This window comes from Pseudoalteromonas sp. 13-15, assembly GCF_001468205.2.
Classification (GTDB): Bacteria; Pseudomonadota; Gammaproteobacteria; order Enterobacterales; family Alteromonadaceae; genus Pseudoalteromonas; species Pseudoalteromonas marina.
In genome coordinates this window covers 2146613-2164289 of record NZ_CP019162.1, presented here as the reverse complement: position 1 = coordinate 2164289, position 17677 = coordinate 2146613, and the positions used below count along the sequence as shown (strand labels likewise).

The 17677-nt window shown below is 40.9% G+C and carries 16 protein-coding genes; 15 read left to right on the top strand and 1 reads right to left on the bottom strand.

What is annotated here, in order from left to right:
- Positions 1-69: 69 nt before the first annotated feature.
- The 15 genes from cutA (at position 70) to ATS72_RS09995 (ending at position 15582) form a co-directional block, all read left to right on the top strand.
- Positions 70-390, top strand: coding sequence for a divalent-cation tolerance protein CutA (gene cutA, locus ATS72_RS10065; protein ID WP_006791250.1), 321 nt, complete (start codon positions 70-72; stop codon positions 388-390).
- Positions 390-2180, top strand: coding sequence for a protein-disulfide reductase DsbD (locus tag ATS72_RS10060; protein ID WP_058429613.1), 1791 nt, complete (start codon positions 390-392; stop codon positions 2178-2180). Before cutA ends, ATS72_RS10060 begins: the two co-directional genes overlap by 1 nt.
- 229 nt (positions 2181-2409) lie before the next feature.
- Positions 2410-2862 carry a type II 3-dehydroquinate dehydratase gene (aroQ, locus tag ATS72_RS10055; protein ID WP_006791248.1) on the top strand — a complete coding sequence of 151 codons (453 nt, stop codon included), beginning with the start codon at positions 2410-2412 and terminating at the stop codon, positions 2860-2862.
- Between the two features lie 43 nt (positions 2863-2905).
- Complete coding sequence (gene accB, locus ATS72_RS10050; RefSeq protein ID WP_006791247.1) at positions 2906-3373, top strand: acetyl-CoA carboxylase biotin carboxyl carrier protein; 468 nt, start codon at positions 2906-2908, stop codon at positions 3371-3373.
- Between the two features lie 26 nt (positions 3374-3399).
- The gene (accC, locus tag ATS72_RS10045) at positions 3400-4740 is read left to right on the top strand and encodes an acetyl-CoA carboxylase biotin carboxylase subunit (protein WP_058429614.1); all 1341 of its coding nucleotides are present in this window, start codon (positions 3400-3402) and stop codon (positions 4738-4740) included.
- 126 nt (positions 4741-4866) lie between these two features.
- A complete protein-coding gene (tsaE, locus tag ATS72_RS10040; RefSeq protein WP_010556692.1) occupies positions 4867-5331 on the top strand; it encodes a tRNA (adenosine(37)-N6)-threonylcarbamoyltransferase complex ATPase subunit type 1 TsaE in 465 nt (154 codons plus the stop codon).
- 79 nt (positions 5332-5410) lie between these two features.
- Positions 5411-6706 carry an N-acetylmuramoyl-L-alanine amidase gene (locus ATS72_RS10035; RefSeq protein WP_412762926.1) on the top strand — a complete coding sequence of 432 codons (1296 nt, stop codon included), beginning with the start codon at positions 5411-5413 and terminating at the stop codon, positions 6704-6706.
- A 36-nt stretch (positions 6707-6742) separates the two neighbouring features.
- Positions 6743-8575 (top strand): DNA mismatch repair endonuclease MutL, encoded by a 1833-nt coding sequence (mutL, locus tag ATS72_RS10030; RefSeq protein WP_058429616.1) that lies wholly within the window; start codon positions 6743-6745, stop codon positions 8573-8575.
- 10 nt (positions 8576-8585) lie between these two features.
- Positions 8586-9503, top strand: a complete 918-nt coding sequence (miaA, locus tag ATS72_RS10025; protein ID WP_008128382.1) for a tRNA (adenosine(37)-N6)-dimethylallyltransferase MiaA — start codon at positions 8586-8588, stop codon at positions 9501-9503.
- Positions 9504-9584: 81 nt separating this feature from the next.
- Positions 9585-9848, top strand: a complete 264-nt coding sequence (gene hfq / locus ATS72_RS10020; RefSeq protein ID WP_006791241.1) for an RNA chaperone Hfq — start codon at positions 9585-9587, stop codon at positions 9846-9848.
- Positions 9849-9863: 15 nt separating this feature from the next.
- The gene (gene hflX / locus ATS72_RS10015; protein ID WP_010556689.1) at positions 9864-11153 is read left to right on the top strand and encodes a ribosome rescue GTPase HflX; all 1290 of its coding nucleotides are present in this window, start codon (positions 9864-9866) and stop codon (positions 11151-11153) included.
- 100 nt (positions 11154-11253) lie between these two features.
- Entirely contained in the window at positions 11254-12414 is a 1161-nt protein-coding gene (hflK, locus tag ATS72_RS10010) for an FtsH protease activity modulator HflK (RefSeq protein ID WP_006791239.1), read from the top strand.
- A 14-nt stretch (positions 12415-12428) separates the two neighbouring features.
- Entirely contained in the window at positions 12429-13307 is an 879-nt protein-coding gene (hflC, locus tag ATS72_RS10005) for a protease modulator HflC (RefSeq protein WP_006791238.1), read from the top strand.
- A gap of 211 nt (positions 13308-13518) precedes the next feature.
- Positions 13519-14832, top strand: coding sequence for an adenylosuccinate synthase (locus ATS72_RS10000; protein WP_008128387.1), 1314 nt, complete (start codon positions 13519-13521; stop codon positions 14830-14832).
- A gap of 111 nt (positions 14833-14943) precedes the next feature.
- On the top strand, positions 14944-15582 hold the full coding sequence (locus ATS72_RS09995; protein ID WP_058429617.1) for a tetratricopeptide repeat protein: 639 nt from the start codon (positions 14944-14946) through the stop codon (positions 15580-15582).
- Positions 15583-15682: 100 nt separating this feature from the next.
- Here ATS72_RS09995 and ATS72_RS09990 read toward each other — a convergent pair whose 3' ends face one another.
- Entirely contained in the window at positions 15683-17524 is a 1842-nt protein-coding gene (locus ATS72_RS09990; protein ID WP_006791234.1) for a cation:proton antiporter, read from the bottom strand.
- Between the last annotated feature and the right edge of the window lie 153 nt (positions 17525-17677).

Below are 17677 nucleotides of genomic sequence, written 5' to 3'. Positions count from 1 at the left end.
ATTTCTACACATTGGCTTACCTATCAGATACTATGAAGCTAGACATCGTTCAACAAGTAAAGGTTCATAATGAATACACAATTTAAATTAATTTTTACTACCTGTAAAAACGAGGCTGAAGCACGCATGCTTGGTAAAGCTTTGGTAGAAAAAAAGCTGGCCGCGTGTGTCAATATTTTACCAGCAATGTCTTCTATTTATATGTGGGAGGGTGAGGTAAAAGAAATGACAGAAGTTAAAATGCTAGTTAAAACCAAAACAGAGAAAATGAACGATGTGTTTTTAACTATAAAAGCGATGCATAGTTATGAAGTACCCGAGATACAAGTTATTGACATAACAACCGGGAACTTGGCTTATTTTAACTGGATGGATGAGGTATTACATTAATGCGCTTTTTGTTTTTGCTATTAGTGACATTATTAATAGCCCCTGCAAAGGCTACATCAAATAATGTGCTTAATGATTTATTAGCGCCCACGCAGCAAACCTTTTTACCCGTAACACAAGCGTTTGAGTTTGACTTTGATCAGCAAGGTCGCACCTTGTTTATAGGGTGGGATATTGCGCCAGGTTACTATTTATATAAGCAAAAAATAGAGATACTCGCTAAAGATGCCAGCATTGATGTAGGAAGCTTAGGTGATGGCGAGATTATCGAAGATGAATTTTTTGGTAAAACAGAGGTGTTTTTTCAAAGCGTTAGTATCATCAGTAAGCTGAGTGACGTAAATGAAGGCGCCGTAGTCAAAGTGCGTTATCAAGGCTGTGCTGAGGCTGGACTCTGTTACCCGCCTGAAGTTATCACTATTCCATTGAGTGTGATTGCAGGCGAGCAATCGCAAAATGCAACACCGTCTAATGCTGCAAGCGCATTAACCGAATCAACATCGCAACCGGATGCTGGTATAGCTAAAAAAGATCTTTCTTTTACTGAGCAACTGGCAAGTCAAAGTTTAGCTATTAACTTATTAGTATTTTTTGCAGTGGGTGTGGGGCTTGCTTTTACACCATGTGTGTTCCCGATGTTTCCTATTTTGTCGAGCTTAATTGCTGGGCAACAAAATTTATCAACTAAAAAAGCCTTTGCACTTTCGTTCGTATACATACAAGGCATGGCGGTAACTTATGCGGCATTAGGGCTAGTTGTTGCAGCATTAGGTGGACAAGTACAAGGGTATTTACAGCACCCCTATGTACTTATTAGCTTTAGCTTATTATTTGTATTACTGGCTATGTCGATGTTTGGTTGGTACGAAATAAAACTCCCTAGCAGTGTGATGAATAAACTCACGCAGGTAAGTAATAATCAAAAAGGTGGCAACTATGTTGGTGTATTTTTGATGGGGGTATTATCCGGTTTAATTGCATCACCTTGTACTACGGCGCCGCTATCAGCCGCTTTATTATACGTTGCGCAAAGTGGTGATTACTTAGTGGGCGGGCTAACGTTGTATGTATTAAGTTTAGGCATGGGGTTGCCTTTATTATTGCTTGGTACATCGGGTGGTAAATTGCTACCTAAAGCAGGCGGTTGGATGGAGCAAGTTAAAACCTTATTTGGCTTTGTAATGTTGGTCGTTCCACTAATATTGTTAGAACGTTTGATCAGCGCCAACATTATATTACTTATGGCAGGTATATTGGCGTTAGCTGCTGCTTTGTACTTACACCATTGGCAAAGTAATCAGCAGCAAAGTAAATTAAAAACAGCTTTATGGTTTGCAGCCATGTTGTTGGTATTTACTGGATTTAGTTTAGCTAAAGACTATTTTTGGCCTGTACAAGTCCAAGTAAACTCACAAAAAAATGAGTTTAAACACGTTGCCAATTTAGCCGAACTAAAAGTCGCGGTCGATGATGCCAATAAACAAGGTCGACTTGTTATGGTCGATTTATACGCCGATTGGTGTGTTGCGTGTAAAGAGTTTGAACATTACACCTTTCCTGATGAAAATGTGCAAAAGGAGTTTAGTCATTATCAGTTAATTCAAATCGATTTAACTGAAAGTGATAGTAAAACTATTGAGCTAATGGAAGAGTATGACGTGTTCGGATTACCGAGTATTTTGTTTTTTAACACTCAAGGGCAAGAGCTAAGCACGTTGCGAGTGACAGGCTTTTTAAATGCTGAGGATTTTGCTAAACACCTTGCTACAGTGCGTGCCAGCGCACAATAATAGTGCAAAAAAGCCACTTAAGTTTACTAAGTGGCTTTGTTATTTATACCTTTCAAAATGTACCTTAAATAGTGATTGGACCAGTATTTTGCTGTTATTTACGTCGAAATCACTATAATACCCAGCTAACGTGAGAAAATGTTGCAATTTAGCTTTTTTATGCTTAGTTTAAAGTTAAAAAATAGCTGGCAATGGCTTAACTCATTACTTAGAGGGTATATCGCGTATTATGGCTGCAAAATTAAAGATTTTAGTTGTTAATGGTCCAAATTTAAACATGCTAGGAAAGCGCGAGCCAGAAAAATACGGTACGCAAACACTTAGTGAGATTATGAGCGAACTAACAAATACCGCTAATAGTCTGAATGTTGAACTTACGCACTTTCAAAGTAATGGTGAGCAAGCGCTCATAGAACGAATTCATAATGCTTGGCAAGCGGTTGATTGTATCATTATTAACCCCGCAGCATTTACGCATACAAGCGTTGCATTACGTGATGCATTGTTAAGTGTTGATATTCCGTTTTATGAGGTGCACTTGAGTAATGTGCACGCACGTGAAGCTTTTCGCCATCATTCTTATTTTTCAGATGTGGCACAAGGCGTTATATGTGGATTAGGTGCAATGGGTTACCACGCAGCATTAAATGCAGCGGTTAACCGGTCGCAAAACGCAATTTAATTTAAAAATTAACACACTAACAAACTAACAGGCGGGTCGTGTAATGGATATTCGCAAGATAAAAAAACTTATCGAATTAGTAGAAGAATCGGGCATTGCGGAACTAGAAATCACTGAAGGTGAAGAGTCGGTACGCATAAACCGTAACAACATGAGTGCGGGTCCAGCTTACCCACAATTTGCACCACAACAATATGCACCAGCTCCTGCACAGCAAGCGTCAGCCCCTGCAGCCCCTGTAGCAGTTGAAGCAGAAGCTGCGCCTGCTGCACCAACGGGTCATCAAGTTAAATCACCTATGGTTGGTTCATTTTACTCAGCATCTTCTCCAGAGGCACCTGCTTACGTAGAAGTTGGCTCTAAAGTTAATGTAGGCGATACACTGTGTATCATTGAAGCCATGAAAATGATGAACCAAATTGAAGCTGATAAAGCGGGTACTGTACGCGCAATTTTAGCTGAAAATGGCGAGCCAATTGAATTTGACCAACCTCTATTCATCATTGACTAATAGCATAACGTAAAAGGCCAACTCTAATGTTAGATAAAGTAGTCATAGCAAACCGAGGTGAAATAGCACTTCGTATATTGCGCGCCTGCAAAGAGCTTGGGATCAAAACGGTTGCTGTTCATTCAACGGCGGATCGCGATCTTAAGCATGTATTGCTTGCAGATGAAACCATCTGTATTGGTAAGCCATCAGCAACAGATAGTTATTTAGATATACCGCGCATTATTGCTGCGGCTGAAATAACTGATGCGGTAGCGATTCACCCAGGTTATGGTTTTCTTGCAGAAAACGCAGATTTTGCAGACCAAGTTGAGCAAAGTGGTTTTGTATTTATTGGTCCAAAAGGCGACACAATTCGTCTAATGGGCGATAAAGTATCTGCTATTGCCGCAATGCGTAAAGCAGGCGTTCCATGTGTGCCGGGGTCAGATGGCCCTGTAACAGACGATAACGAACGCAACATGCAAATTGCTAAACGCATTGGTTATCCGGTTATTATTAAAGCCGCTGGCGGCGGTGGTGGCCGTGGTATGCGTGTAGTACGCAATGAATCTGAATTAGTAAATTCAATTTCACTAACGCAGCAAGAAGCTAAACAGTTTTTTGGTAACGGTATGGTTTACATGGAGAAATACCTTGAAAACCCACGCCATATCGAAGTACAAGTATTAGCCGACGGACAAGGTAATGCAGTTCATTTAGGTGAACGCGATTGTTCAATGCAGCGCCGTCATCAAAAGGTAGTTGAAGAAGCACCAGCGCCAGGTATAACGGCTGAGACGCGTAAGTTTATTGGTGAGCGTTGTACACGTGCGTGTATTGAAATTGGTTACCGTGGGGCGGGTACGTTTGAGTTTTTATACGAAAACGGCGAGTTTTACTTCATTGAAATGAATACCCGTATTCAGGTTGAGCACCCAGTAACAGAAATGGTTACGGGTATTGACTTAATTAAAGAGCAGCTAAAAATAGCAGCGGGTCAGCCATTATCGTTCACGCAAGACGACGTCGTTATTCGTGGCCATGCGATTGAGTGTAGAATTAATGCTGAAGACCCTGAAACGTTTATCCCGTCACCGGGTAAAATTACACGTTTTCACCCCGCTGGTGGGTTAGGTATTCGTTGGGACAGCCATATTTATGCTGACTACACTGTACCACCTCACTACGATTCAATGGTTGGAAAGCTAATTACTTACGGTGAAAACCGTGATGTGGCTATTGCCCGTGCACGTAATGCACTAAACGAATTAGTAATTGATGGAATTAAAACTAATACTCCTTTGCATAAGCGTATTCTTGCAGATGAGAATTTCCAAAGTGGTGGAACTAATATCCACTACCTTGAGAAAAAGTTAGGGTTGTAATCTTCCTAAATTAAAAAAACCGGCTTAGGCCGGTTTTTTTATGCCTGAAACTTCAATTTATCGCCATAAATAAATAATCTGGTATGATTAGCTAATATGCGCTTTTAAGTTAATTTTGAGGTAATAATGACCCGTAGTTTTGAATCTCACTTAAATGATGAACTTGCAACTGTTGCAATGGGTAAGCAAGTAGCAGCAGTTATTGAGCAAGGTGCTGTGATTTATTTACATGGTGATTTAGGCGCTGGTAAAACAACGTTTACACGTGGTGTAGTGCAAGGCTTTGGTCATACAGGTAAAGTTAAGAGTCCAACGTATACGCTGGTCGAACCCTATGAGCTTGACCGTGCAAACGTGTATCACTTTGACTTGTATCGCTTAGGTGATCCAGAAGAACTTGAATTTATGGGTATACGCGATTATTTTTCACCGCAGGCTATTTGTGTTGTTGAGTGGCCAGAAAAGGGCGGAGAGTTTATCCCTGTACCCGATTTAGATATAACGCTAAGCTATGTAGGTGACGAGCGTAAAATTGTGTTCAAAAGTACCAGTGAACGTGGTGCAGCAATTGTCGATAAACTAAAAAAATAAATAATAAAATAGTGAAGGCAGTAATTATCAAATGAATCGAGGCGCAGTTAAACTCTCAGTTTCTCTTATGATTTTCATCATGAGCTTTTCTTTGTGGGCACAAAACACGATAAATAGTGTGCGTGTGTGGCCATCTCCAGATAGTACACGCGTTGTATTTGATTTAGACGATAAACCCGATTTTAGTTATTTTATGCTAAAAAACCCAAGCCGCTTAGTGGTTGACCTAGAAAACACCAAAGAGCTTAAAGTACTACCCGGTGTGCCACCTAAGCACCAAATTGTTAGCAAATTACGTTACTCAAAGCCCAAAAATAAGCAAAGCGTTCGTTTAGTATTTGAGCTAAGCGCACCCGTAAAACCAGTGCTATTTGCGCTTGCGCCTACAGGTCCATACAAAAATAGGCTTGTGGTCGATTTATATAATAAAAGTGAACCAGAACCAGTGGCTTCACCTGCGCAAAAAGCTGCTAAAAAACGTCAACTTAGCCAAGAACGCGATATTGTAATTGCTATCGATGCGGGGCATGGCGGAGAGGACCCTGGCTCAATAGGGCCATCAGGCACGTATGAAAAAACGGTCACGTTGCAAATAGCTAAGCGCCTTGAGCGAATGATAGACGCTGAGCGAGGCATGATTTCGCGTATGGTACGAAGTGGTGATTACTTTGTAAAACTTAATACGAGAACAAACAGAGCACGAGAAAAAAAAGCCGACTTTTTTGTGTCTATTCACGCTGATGCATTTACAAGCCCTGGTCCCAATGGTGCATCGGTATGGGTGTTGTCATTACGAAGAGCTAATTCTGAAATAGGTAAATGGATAGAAGATAAAGAAAAGCATTCCGAGTTGCTCGGTGGTGCAGCCGATGTAATGAAAGATGCGGCTAACGAAAAGTACTTAGCGCAAGCATTACTTGATATGTCGATGGATCATTCAATGAAAACCGGCTTAAACGTTGCTGAAGAAGTAGTTAAAGAGCTACGAAAAGTTGCAAAGCTTCATAAAAAAGACCCGCAACATGCTAGCCTTGCGGTTCTTAAGTCGCCAGATATTCCCTCTATTTTGGTCGAAACGGGGTTTATATCTAACCCGCGAGAAGAAAAATTATTGAAAAGTGCAAATCATCAAGAGCGTTTAGCCAAGGCTATGTTCACTTCAATTAAAAATTACTATTTGAAAAACCCACCAGATGATTCGTTGTTTGCAAAATTAAAGTCGCAATACCCTACAAAACATAAAGTACGTCCGGGTGAATCTTTAAGTATGTTGGCAAGCCGTTATGGGATCAGCATAAGTAAAATAAAAAAAGTAAATAAACTAAATTCAAACACGCTTTTTATTGGTCAAGAGCTCGACATACCACAAAGTTAATTACATAAATTTGCACGCAGTTTGCTAGGAAATATCATGAATATTGAAATACTACCTGCCCGTTTAGCCAACCAGATTGCCGCAGGTGAAGTGGTTGAGCGTCCAGCGTCGGTAGTAAAAGAGCTTGTTGAAAATAGCCTAGATGCTGGCGCTACTCGTATTCAAATAGAGATAGAGCGTGGTGGCCATAAGCTTATTCGTATTCGTGATAATGGCTCGGGTATAGGTAAAGAAGAGCTCACACTTGCGCTTTCTCGCCATGCGACAAGTAAGTTAAAGTCGCTTGATGATTTAGAAAATATTTGTTCACTAGGTTTTAGGGGCGAGGCATTAGCTTCAATTAGCTCAGTATCGCGATTAACCCTCAGCTCCAAACCAAAGACTCAAGACGCTGCTTGGCAAGCATTTGCAGAAGGCCGTGATATGGCTGTGCAAGTTAAGCCGGTTGCTCACCCTGATGGCACCACCATTGAGGTTAAAGATCTATTTTTTAATACCCCTGCACGGCGCAAATTTTTACGTACCGAAAAAACAGAGTTTACCCATATTGATGAGCTCATTAAGCGTATAGCGCTTAGCCGGTTTGATGTATCGATTACGCTGACTCATAACGAAAAAGTAGTTAGGCAATACCGCGCCAAAACAGATCCCGCTCACGCCATAACTCGCGTTGCACAAGTTGCAGGTAAGGCGTTTGCAGAGCAAGGACTTCATATTCAATCAGGGGAAGCAGGGCTTCAACTACATGGCTGGGTTTTACCGGTAGGCTCTGTAAATACAACGCAGTACACGTATGTAAATAATCGTATGATGCGCGATAAGCTCATTTTACACGCTATTCGTCAGGCATTTGAAGAAGTTAGTGGGGTACAAGAGCTACCAGGGTTTGTAATTTATATTGATATTGACCCACGCCAAGTTGATGTAAATGTACACCCAGCAAAGCATGAAGTACGTTTTCATCAAGGTCGCTTAGTACATGACTTTATTTTACAAGCGATTAAGCAAGTTGTTGTGCCATTGCAAGGTGAGTTTAACAATGAAGCGGTAACGGCAGCTGATGAGCATTTGCCTGCATTTATTCATGCCATGCATCCGTCAACATCTAAAAATGAGACTAGCGACGGTTACGATTATCCTAAATCTCAGTTACAACCAAATTACTCAGGTAGTTCAAGTTCAACTGGTGCAAAAAGTAGTGGTGGTGAATACAGAGCATCATCAAGTGCAAACCATCAAGACGTGAATGCGTTTTATCAAGGAGTGAGTGAACAACATGCTGCGCACTTTGATGTCGTGGCGCAAACCACTCTGCAAGATTCATCAGTACCTGATCAAAGTGCTGTAAATATGGTGTCTATTATTAGTTTGCATGATGGAAACTGTGTCTTTAGTGCGCAGCAGCAGCTATTTTGCTCACATTTTAAATACGCCATAGTTGATGATTGGCATGAGCAAATTAAAGAGCAAGGTAGCCTTGAAGGTAAAGCATTGTTATTACCTGTAAGGGTTAATTTATCAAAAGAAGACTGTTTGCTAATCGAAGGGCAGCAATCGTGGTTCACGCTGCTTGGCTTTGAATTGGTGATAGAGAAGCAGTTTGTTATGGTTAAAAAGCTGCCTTCATGTTTGTATTTACTTGATGTAAGTAATGCTGTTAACGAGTTACTAAGCGCGTGTAAAAGGCAGTTTGAGAACATAGAAGATTGGTTAAAATGGCAGGCCGAATGTATACCGCCGCGCTTTTATGCTAGCAACGTATTTATAACTCAACAAATGCGCTTACAAAATAATCCGCAAACTATTGAACGCTTGCGTGAAAAAGCAGTTAAAATAGAGCTAAGTCAGTATTTAGCGCAATTAAATTAGGGTGTTCGTGTTGAGTCAATTACCAGTTATATTTTTAATGGGTCCCACTGCTGCAGGTAAAACAGCATTGGCTATTTCTTTGTGCGAGCATTTAAATACAGAGATAATCAGCGTCGATTCAGCATTAGTGTACAAAGGTATGGACATTGGCACTGCAAAACCTGATTCAGAAGAATTGGCTCGCGCTCCACATCATCTTATTGATCTGCTTGACCCGAGTGAAACGTATTCTGTTGCAGATTTTAGACGTGATGCAATAAAAAAAATTGATGAATTTCATCAACAAGGTAAAGTACCTGTATTAGTTGGAGGTACAATGCTGTACTTCAAGGCACTTATTGACGGTTTATCGCCTCTGCCTGAGGCAGACCCAGCTATAAGGGCTCAACTTGAAGCAGAGGCTAGTGAGTTTGGCTGGCCACACTTGTATCAAGAACTCGTAAAAATAGATCCACAAGCGGCACAAAAAATGAGTGAAAACGACTCGCAAAGAATTAACCGTGCGCTGGAGGTATATCGATTAACCGGTAAAACAATGACTGAACTGCAAAAGCAAAAGCAGCCACCTTTACCGTATACTTTTCATCAATTTGCCATCGCGCCGCAAGAGCGAAGTGAATTACATCAACGAATTGAAGAAAGGTTTAAAATAATGATAGATCAGGGGTTTGAAAATGAAGTTTCGGCCTTATATCTACGTAAAGATTTACATCACAATATGCCTTCTATTCGTTGTGTGGGCTATAGACAGATGTGGGATTACCTTGCGGGTGAAGTAAGTCATGATGAAATGGTATTTCGAGGTATTGCAGCAACCCGGCAATTGGCTAAACGTCAATTAACTTGGTTGAGAAGTTGGCCTGATGTTACTTGGTTAACAACCGGCGATGAAGAAAACTTGCATCATGTAGTAAGTTCGCTAAGCTAGTAGTAGTTGGATATGATTTAGCTTTATTAAATGAGTTCAGCCACTTAATTATAATAACACCTAGAACGAAGGAAGAATAACATGGCAAAAGGCCAATCGTTACAAGACCCATTTTTGAATGCACTACGTCGTGAGCGCATTCCAGTATCAATCTTTTTGGTTAATGGCATAAAATTACAAGGTAAAATCCAGTCATTTGATCAATTTGTTATTTTACTTGAAAACACGGTAAACCAAATGGTTTACAAACACGCAATTTCAACAGTTGTACCTGCTCGCGCAGTCAACTTCCAAGGTGTTCAAGGGAGCGATGACACTGAAGAACCAGAAGCTGGAAACTTTTAATTAGGAGCGTAATGCTTGTTTGACCGCTATGAATCCGGCGAACAGGCAATTTTAGTTCATATCGACTTACCTAAAGAAGGGGATCGTGAAGATCTTCATGAATTAGAGATGTTGGTATCTTCTGCTGGTGTTAGTAGTTTGGCGGTTGTGCAAGGCAGCCGTCAAGCACCACATCCGAAACTATTCGTCGGTACCGGTAAAGCAGAAGAAATAGCTGAGATTGTCAAAATCCACAATGCAGATGTCGTTATTTTTAATCATCAACTCAGACCGTCACAAGAACGCAACTTAGAGCGCGTTTGTCAGTGCCGTGTGCTTGATAGAACGACCCTTATTCTTGATATTTTTGCCCAACGTGCACGTACCCATGAGGGTAAATTGCAGGTTGAATTGGCACAACTTCGTCATATGTCTACTCGGCTGATCCGAGGTTGGACTCACCTTGAGCGTCAAAAGGGTGGTATTGGTTTACGTGGGCCTGGTGAAACTCAATTAGAGACCGATAGGCGTTTATTGCGCGTACGTATTCAAAGTATTCGTGCACGACTACAAAAAGTGGCTGTCCAGCGTGAGCAAGGTAGACGCGCGCGTAACCGTAATGAAATTCCAACGGTGTCGTTAGTGGGTTACACTAATGCGGGTAAATCTACATTATTTAATCGTATTACAGATTCTGAGGTCTATGCTGCCGATCAGCTTTTTGCGACGCTTGACCCAACACTGCGTAAACTGGAGTTGGGTGATGTTGGTCAGGTGATTTTAGCCGATACCGTGGGTTTTATCCGTCATTTGCCTCACGATTTAGTGGCTGCATTTAAAGCAACATTGACCGAAACACGTGAAGCCGATTTACAGTTACACGTAATAGATGCTGCTGATTCGCGAATTAAAGAAAATATTGAACAAGTGCAATCGGTGCTTAAAGAAATTGAAGCCGATGACGTTCCACAGCTATTAATTTATAATAAAATTGATGCGCTTGATAATGTTGCTCCGCGTATTGATCGAGATAGTGAAGGTCAACCTATAAGAGTATGGTTGTCTGCACAAACGGGTGAAGGGTGTGAATTACTAAGCGAAGCCATTAGCGAGTTGCTTGCTAAAAAAATGTTTAGTGAAACGCTTTTATTAACCCCTTTATACGGGCGTTTAAGGGCTTCACTTTTTAGCTTAAATGCGGTGCATGAAGAGCGATTTGATGAACAAGGCAATTGGCTACTAGATGTAAGAATGCCAATGGTTGAATGGAATCGCTTAATTAAAGAATTTGGTCCTGAAATTGTTGGTTTTATCAACCGAGATTAAAAATTGACGTTTAAATGTCGGTTTTTGTATGAGAAACGCAGTAGATTTGATAGATTTAACACAATTTCCTAATTTATTTAGATAACAATGGAGTATAGCTATGGCCTGGAATGAACCGGGTAATAATGGCAATGACAAAGATCCGTGGAACAATAAAGGCGGACGTGATCAAGGCCCACCTGATTTAGACGAGGTGTTCCGTAAGTTTAGTAACAAGTTCGGCGGCTTATTTGGCGGTAAAAAATCCGGCAATGGAAGCGGTGGCGGACTTGGCGGAGCCGGTATTTCATTTATCCTCATTATCGCCGCTATTGTGTGGGCGTTAAGTGGTATTTATACGGTTAAAGAAGCCGAACGTGGTGTTGTTTTGCAGTTTGGTAAATATGACCGAATTGCTGAACCAGGCCTGCGTTGGAAAATGACGTTTATTGAAACGGTTATCCCAGTTGATATCGAAGCCGTTCGTTCACTGTCGGCGTCTGGCTTTATGCTTACTGAAGATGAAAACGTGGTAAGTGTTGAGTTTCAGGTGCAATACCGTGTTATTGACCCATACCTTTACAAGTTTAGCGTAACGAATGCTGATAGCAGTTTAGAAGAAGCGCTAGACAGTGCACTGCGTTATGTTGTGGGTCATGCAAAAATGGACCAAGTTTTAACGAACGGCCGTGAAGAAGTGCGTCAAAACACATGGGATGAGCTTAACAAGGTAATCGAACCATACAATCTTGGTTTAATTGTTACTGATGTTAACTTTAAAGATTCTCGCCCACCAACTGAAGTTAAAGATGCGTTTGATGATGCGATTGCAGCACAAGAAGATGAAGAGCGTTTCATCCGTGAAGCAGAAGCGTATGCGCGTGAAATTGAACCGCGTGCACGTGGTCAAGTAACACGTATGACACAAGAAGCTGAAGGTTACCAAGAGCGTATTACACTGGAAGCGCAAGGTGAGGTTGCTCGTTTTGAAAAGCTATTACCTGAGTATTTAGCGGCTAAAGAAGTAACGCGTGAACGCTTATACATTGATGCAATGGAAGAAGTGTTAGGTAGCAGTTCTAAGGTGTTGGTTGATGTGAAGGGTGGTAATAACATGATGTACTTACCTCTTGATAAAATCATGGAAAAGCAAGGCACTGCAACACGTGTTGCGTTACCAAGCTCAAGTGACATTCAAGACTTAAGAAACAAAGTAAATACATCACGTAACAGCACCGTTAATAGCAGCAACGACCGCTTTAACAACGATCGCTTTAACTAGGGGAGATAAGCATAATGAAAAATTTTAGTTTAGTAATACTACTAGTTGCCATTGTGATGTCTTTCTCATCGGTATTTGTTGTACCTGAAGGGCAAAAAGCAATTGTGCTATTGTTCAGTAAAGTACAAAAAGATGACGATGATCAAGCGGTTGTTTATGGCCCAGGTTTGCATTTGAAAGTCCCATTTTTTAGCCAAGTACGTCGTATTGATGCACGTATTCAAACGCTAGATGGAACGCCAGATCGTTTTGTGACAAGTGAGAAGAAAGACTTAATTGTTGATTCGTTTGTTAAATGGCGTGTTAACGACTTTAGTGCTTTTTACTTACGTGCACGTGGCGACAAGCAATATGCTGAAACGTTACTTGAGCAAAAGGTTAATAACGGACTTCGTACTAACTTTGGTACACGCACAATTCGTGAAATTGTATCGGGTGAGCGTAGTGAGCTTATGGAAGAAGCATTAGTTCAAGCATCTGAAAGTGCCCGCGAGTTAGGTATTGAAGTGCTAGACGTACGTGTTAAGCAAATTAATTTGCCTCAAGAAGTAAGTAGTTCGATTTATCAACGTATGCGTGCTGAGCGTACTGCCGTTGCTAAAGAGCACCGCTCTGAAGGTCAGGAAAAAGCGGAGACTATTCGTGCTAGCGTTGACCGTCGAGTGACAGTTATGCTTGCAGACGCTGAACGTAACTCACGCTCAGTGCGTGGTCAAGGTGATGCAGATGCTGCCGCTATTTATGCAAATGCATATAATAAAGATCCAGAGTTTTTCAGCTTTGTACGTTCTTTAGAAGCGTATAAGAAAACATTTAAAGGTAAGCAAGACGTGATGGTGCTTTCACCAGACAGTGACTTCTTCCAATATATGAAAGGCGCTAAAGCGCAGTAGACTATATTTATACTTTTAAATTTTAAAGCCCCGCACTTGCGGGGCTTTTTGTTGAATACAATCTACAACTTTAAATCACTGTTATATATGTGGTTATTTACTCATATTTTAATTTAATAATTCTTCGCAGAAAAAATAAGCTGAACAGGGGTGATCTTTGCTTGGGTTTTCTGGTAAAATCTCGTCCTAATTTTCTCTAAGTGAATTTACAATGGGTAAAAACGTTGTTGTATTAGGCACCCAATGGGGTGACGAAGGTAAGGGTAAGGTAGTTGACCTCCTTACGGACAAAGCATCTTTAGTAGTTCGTTATCAAGGTGGCCACAATGCAGGTCATACTTTAGTTATCGAAGGTAAAAAGACGGTTCTACACCTTATTCCATCGGGTGTATTACGTGACAATGTTAAATGTGTGATTGGTAATGGTGTTGTTTTATCACCAGAAGCGCTAATGAAAGAAATTGGCATGCTTGAAGAGCGTGGCGTACCAGTACGCGAACGTCTTTTAATAAGTGAAGCATGTCCGCTAATTTTGCCTTTCCATGTTGCATTAGATGTAGCCCGCGAAACAGCTCGTGGCGACAAGCCAATTGGCACAACTGGCCGTGGCATTGGTCCTGCGTACGAAGATAAAGTAGCACGTCGCGGTTTACGCGTAGGTGACTTATTTAATCCTGAATTATTTGCAGCTAAACTAAAAGAAGTTCTTGAGTACCATAACTTCACATTAGTTAATTACTACAAAGTAGACGCTGTAGATTTCCAAAAAACGTTTGATGATGCAATGGCTGTTGCAGATATCTTAAAAGCAATGGTTGTAGATGTAACTGAGCTTTTAGACCAAACACGTTTAGCAGGTGAGCACATTTTATTTGAAGGTGCGCAAGGTACATTACTTGATATTGATCACGGTACTTATCCTTATGTAACTTCGTCAAACACGACCGCTGGTGGCGTTGCAACTGGTGCTGGTTTTGGTCCACTAAACCTTGACTACGTGTTAGGTATTATCAAAGCGTACACAACACGTGTTGGTTCGGGCCCTTTCCCTACAGAGCTTTACGATGGCCTTGATAAGCAAGACCCAGTTGGTAAGCACTTAGGTGACAAAGGTCATGAGTTTGGTGCTACAACAGGTCGTCTTCGTCGTACTGGTTGGTTAGATGCAGTGGCAATGCGCCGTGCAGTTCAAATCAACAGTATTTCAGGTTTTTGTTTAACTAAGCTTGATGTTTTAGATGGCTTAGAAACATTGAAAATCTGTACTGGTTACCAGCTTGAAGATGGCACTGTTACAAACGTAACACCATTAGCTGCTGAAGGTTACGAGAAAGTAACACCAGTATATGAAGAGATGCCGGGTTGGTCTGAAAATACTGTGGGTGTAACTTCACTTGAAGGCTTACCGAAAGCTGCAATTGATTACATCAAGCGTATTGAAGAAATCACTGGTGTTCCAATTGATATTATTTCTACAGGTCCAGACCGCGTAGAAACGATGGTACTTCGCAACCCGTTTGCTTAATGACCATAAATATAAAAAAAGCTGCTAAATGCAGCTTTTTTTGTGTCTAAAATTCACCTTGGAACGATCTTTGTATATTATTTAGTAAGATAATTTTTGTACGTGGTGAACATGCGCCTATTTTTAAAAAGTTCGTTATTAGCTGTGCCCTTAGTGTCAGTGTCTTTATTTATATCTTCCAATACGTTAGCAGATGAATCACCTGCTGCAGTACCGCTATACACTGAATCAGAGCTTATCGCGTTAATAAATAAAAATGTGCATTTGCAGCGTGTAAAGGCAGATGATTGCCAGCTAGTTCAAGATATTGAAGCGCGAGCCAATAAAATGGCATTGCCATCCTATCAATTTTTATATGGCGATATGCTTGCTTATAATGTGTGTGTTGAACGAAATGTAAAGCTAGGCGTGTATTACATGAGAAAGTCTGCTGAGCAAGGCTTAGCGGCAGCGCTTGAGCAGTTAGGTCGCTATTACGATACCGGAAGGCTAGTTCAGCAAGATAAAGCCATGGCTATTACGTATTTACGTGAAGCATCTGCACAAGGTAACTTAAAAGCGCAGTTACGTTTAGTGAAGTTGTTTAATGATGGGTACGGTAGCCCACGGGATTTTGAAGATGCATATCGTTGGTTGTTTAATGCAATGGTAGCAGATAAAGCAACGCATAAAAAAATTGAAAACGCCCTAACTAAGCTTGCGCAAAAAATGCCTGATAGTGTAGTAGAGCGCGCTCGGTTACCTATGTAATACTAATCAAGAATAAACTTTAATTAAGCGAGTTGCTGTACATTTAGAAAAAAGCCCTAATAAAATTAGGGCTTTTTTGTGAGCATTATTTTAGTTAACTTTATTCTTTGTCTTTAGGTTGAGGGTCTTTTAATAACGACATTTTTGGGGGGTGCAGTGCAACAATACGCTCACCTTCTTGAGGCGGTTTGTCCATATTAAGTGTGAATGGTGTTACTTTAGCTGGTGTATCGTCATCGTTGTCTTTATCTCCTTTAAGAATAAATAAAGGGATAGCCTCAGGGTTCATTTCTAAGTATTGCTCCCAGCTAAACTCATCTGAAATACGTGTAGCACTTACTTTTCCACCTTTAGCAATGACACTGCTTAAGCGAGCGTACGAACCTTCATCCCCAAATAATATTTGACGCGATAAAAAGGTCGCACTGTCTTTATTAGCTTTAGCGTGTGTTGTTGATGAGCGTAGCGAAAACACGTTTTTTTCATTGAGTAAATGTGAAAAATACTGCACACCTAATGCATTGTGATGCCTGTTTGGTGAAAGCGCTAAAACACTTCGGATAGTTGTAAGCGGTAAGTATCGTTCAGCATGCTCTGATTGCGGATTACCATAATAGCAAGGCAAGCCATCCATACGTGCCATTTTGCAGTTTTCCCAAGCAGGATCTGAAAGGTGAACAGGAATATTTTGCTCTTTTAAACCTCGCCCTATTGCACGTGACACATGGTTAGCCCCAATAATTAAAATAGTATTAGGTGATGGTTGACGTACACCTAGTAACTTAGCCACAGGGATTGCGGTTAGGCTTTGTAGTACAACAGTTATAATGATAACTGTAAAAATAAGTGGAACCATTTTTTCTGCATCAGCCACACCCGCTTCCATCATGCTAAGTGCAAACACCGAACCAACAGCGGCTGCTACAATACCCCTTGGCGCAATCCAGGCGAGTACTAAGCGAGATTTAATTGGTAAGTCGGTACCAAAGGTAGAGATAGCAATACATAAAGGGCGTGCTACGAATAACACAATCGCTAAAAAAATAAATACATCACTGTCTAACATCATTAAGTCGGAAAGCTGCAAACGGGCTGCGAGTAAGATGAAAAGCGTTGATATAAGAATCATCGACAAGTCTTCTTTAAACTCTAAAACAGAGTCTATTTCTAGGTCATCTTGATTCGCAAGCCAAATACCAAATACCGTTACGGCCAATAAGCCTGACTCATGGCTTAAGTAGTTTGATACAGAAAAGCTAATTAATACCAGTGCTAAAATACCAAACTTATGTAATTCAAATGGCAACCATTCTCGGCGCATTAATTGAGTTGTAACCCAGCCTGCTGCTACCCCTATTGTTAGACCAACTCCAACAGTTTTAACTAAAGCAACAATAGTATGGCTTAGTACCTCGCCTTGGCCTACTAACATTACTGCTTCAAATACCAGTACAGCAAACAATGCCCCGATAGGGTCAATAACAATCCCTTCCCAGCGTAGAATGCGGTCTATGTCTTGTGTAGGGCGCATGGAGTTTAGTAAAGGCGCTATTACTGTCGGGCCTGTTACCACAAGCACTGCGCCGAGCACAGCAGCAACCCGCCAATTGAGCTCAAGTAACCAATAGGCACTTAAACTAATTACAACACAGGTTGCAATCATACCAATGGAGCATAGGTTTCTGACTACTTTACCAATTCCCTTTAACTCCCTAAAGTGAAGGGTAAGGGCGCCTTCAAATAAAATAACAGCCACACTTAATGATACGACAGGGAAGAGTAAGTCGCCTAAAAGTGCATCAGGGTCTAAAACACCACTAAATGGCCCAAGTAACAGGCCAGTGAGCAATAAAAAAAGAATAGCGGGTACTCTAAATGCCCACGCTACCCATTGGGCAAGCACTGAGCAGAGTGCGATACCGGCTATGTAAATTGCTGACATAGATTAAGAATTCCTTATTATGATTTTATTTAAAGTATAACGATTTTAGTTGTTATTAAAGGGGTATACACGGGAAAATCAACTATTACTATTTAATTTTAGCCGCTAACAAAATATTAGTACGTATTAATTATGGTTAGCGTTGCTAAATAT

Coding starts and splice junctions, on each gene's coding strand:
- cutA (WP_006791250.1), top strand. CDS start 70: ATGAATACACAATTTAAATTAATTTTTACTACCTGTAAAAACGAGGCT.
- ATS72_RS10060 (WP_058429613.1), top strand. CDS start 390: ATGCGCTTTTTGTTTTTGCTATTAGTGACATTATTAATAGCCCCTGCA.
- aroQ (WP_006791248.1), top strand. CDS start 2,410: ATGGCTGCAAAATTAAAGATTTTAGTTGTTAATGGTCCAAATTTAAAC.
- accB (WP_006791247.1), top strand. CDS start 2,906: ATGGATATTCGCAAGATAAAAAAACTTATCGAATTAGTAGAAGAATCG.
- accC (WP_058429614.1), top strand. CDS start 3,400: ATGTTAGATAAAGTAGTCATAGCAAACCGAGGTGAAATAGCACTTCGT.
- tsaE (WP_010556692.1), top strand. CDS start 4,867: ATGACCCGTAGTTTTGAATCTCACTTAAATGATGAACTTGCAACTGTT.
- ATS72_RS10035 (WP_412762926.1), top strand. CDS start 5,411: ATGAGCTTTTCTTTGTGGGCACAAAACACGATAAATAGTGTGCGTGTG.
- mutL (WP_058429616.1), top strand. CDS start 6,743: ATGAATATTGAAATACTACCTGCCCGTTTAGCCAACCAGATTGCCGCA.
- hfq (WP_006791241.1), top strand. CDS start 9,585: ATGGCAAAAGGCCAATCGTTACAAGACCCATTTTTGAATGCACTACGT.
- hflK (WP_006791239.1), top strand. CDS start 11,254: ATGGCCTGGAATGAACCGGGTAATAATGGCAATGACAAAGATCCGTGG.
- hflC (WP_006791238.1), top strand. CDS start 12,429: ATGAAAAATTTTAGTTTAGTAATACTACTAGTTGCCATTGTGATGTCT.
- ATS72_RS10000 (WP_008128387.1), top strand. CDS start 13,519: ATGGGTAAAAACGTTGTTGTATTAGGCACCCAATGGGGTGACGAAGGT.
- ATS72_RS09995 (WP_058429617.1), top strand. CDS start 14,944: ATGCGCCTATTTTTAAAAAGTTCGTTATTAGCTGTGCCCTTAGTGTCA.
- ATS72_RS09990 (WP_006791234.1), bottom strand. CDS start 17,524: ATGTCAGCAATTTACATAGCCGGTATCGCACTCTGCTCAGTGCTTGCC.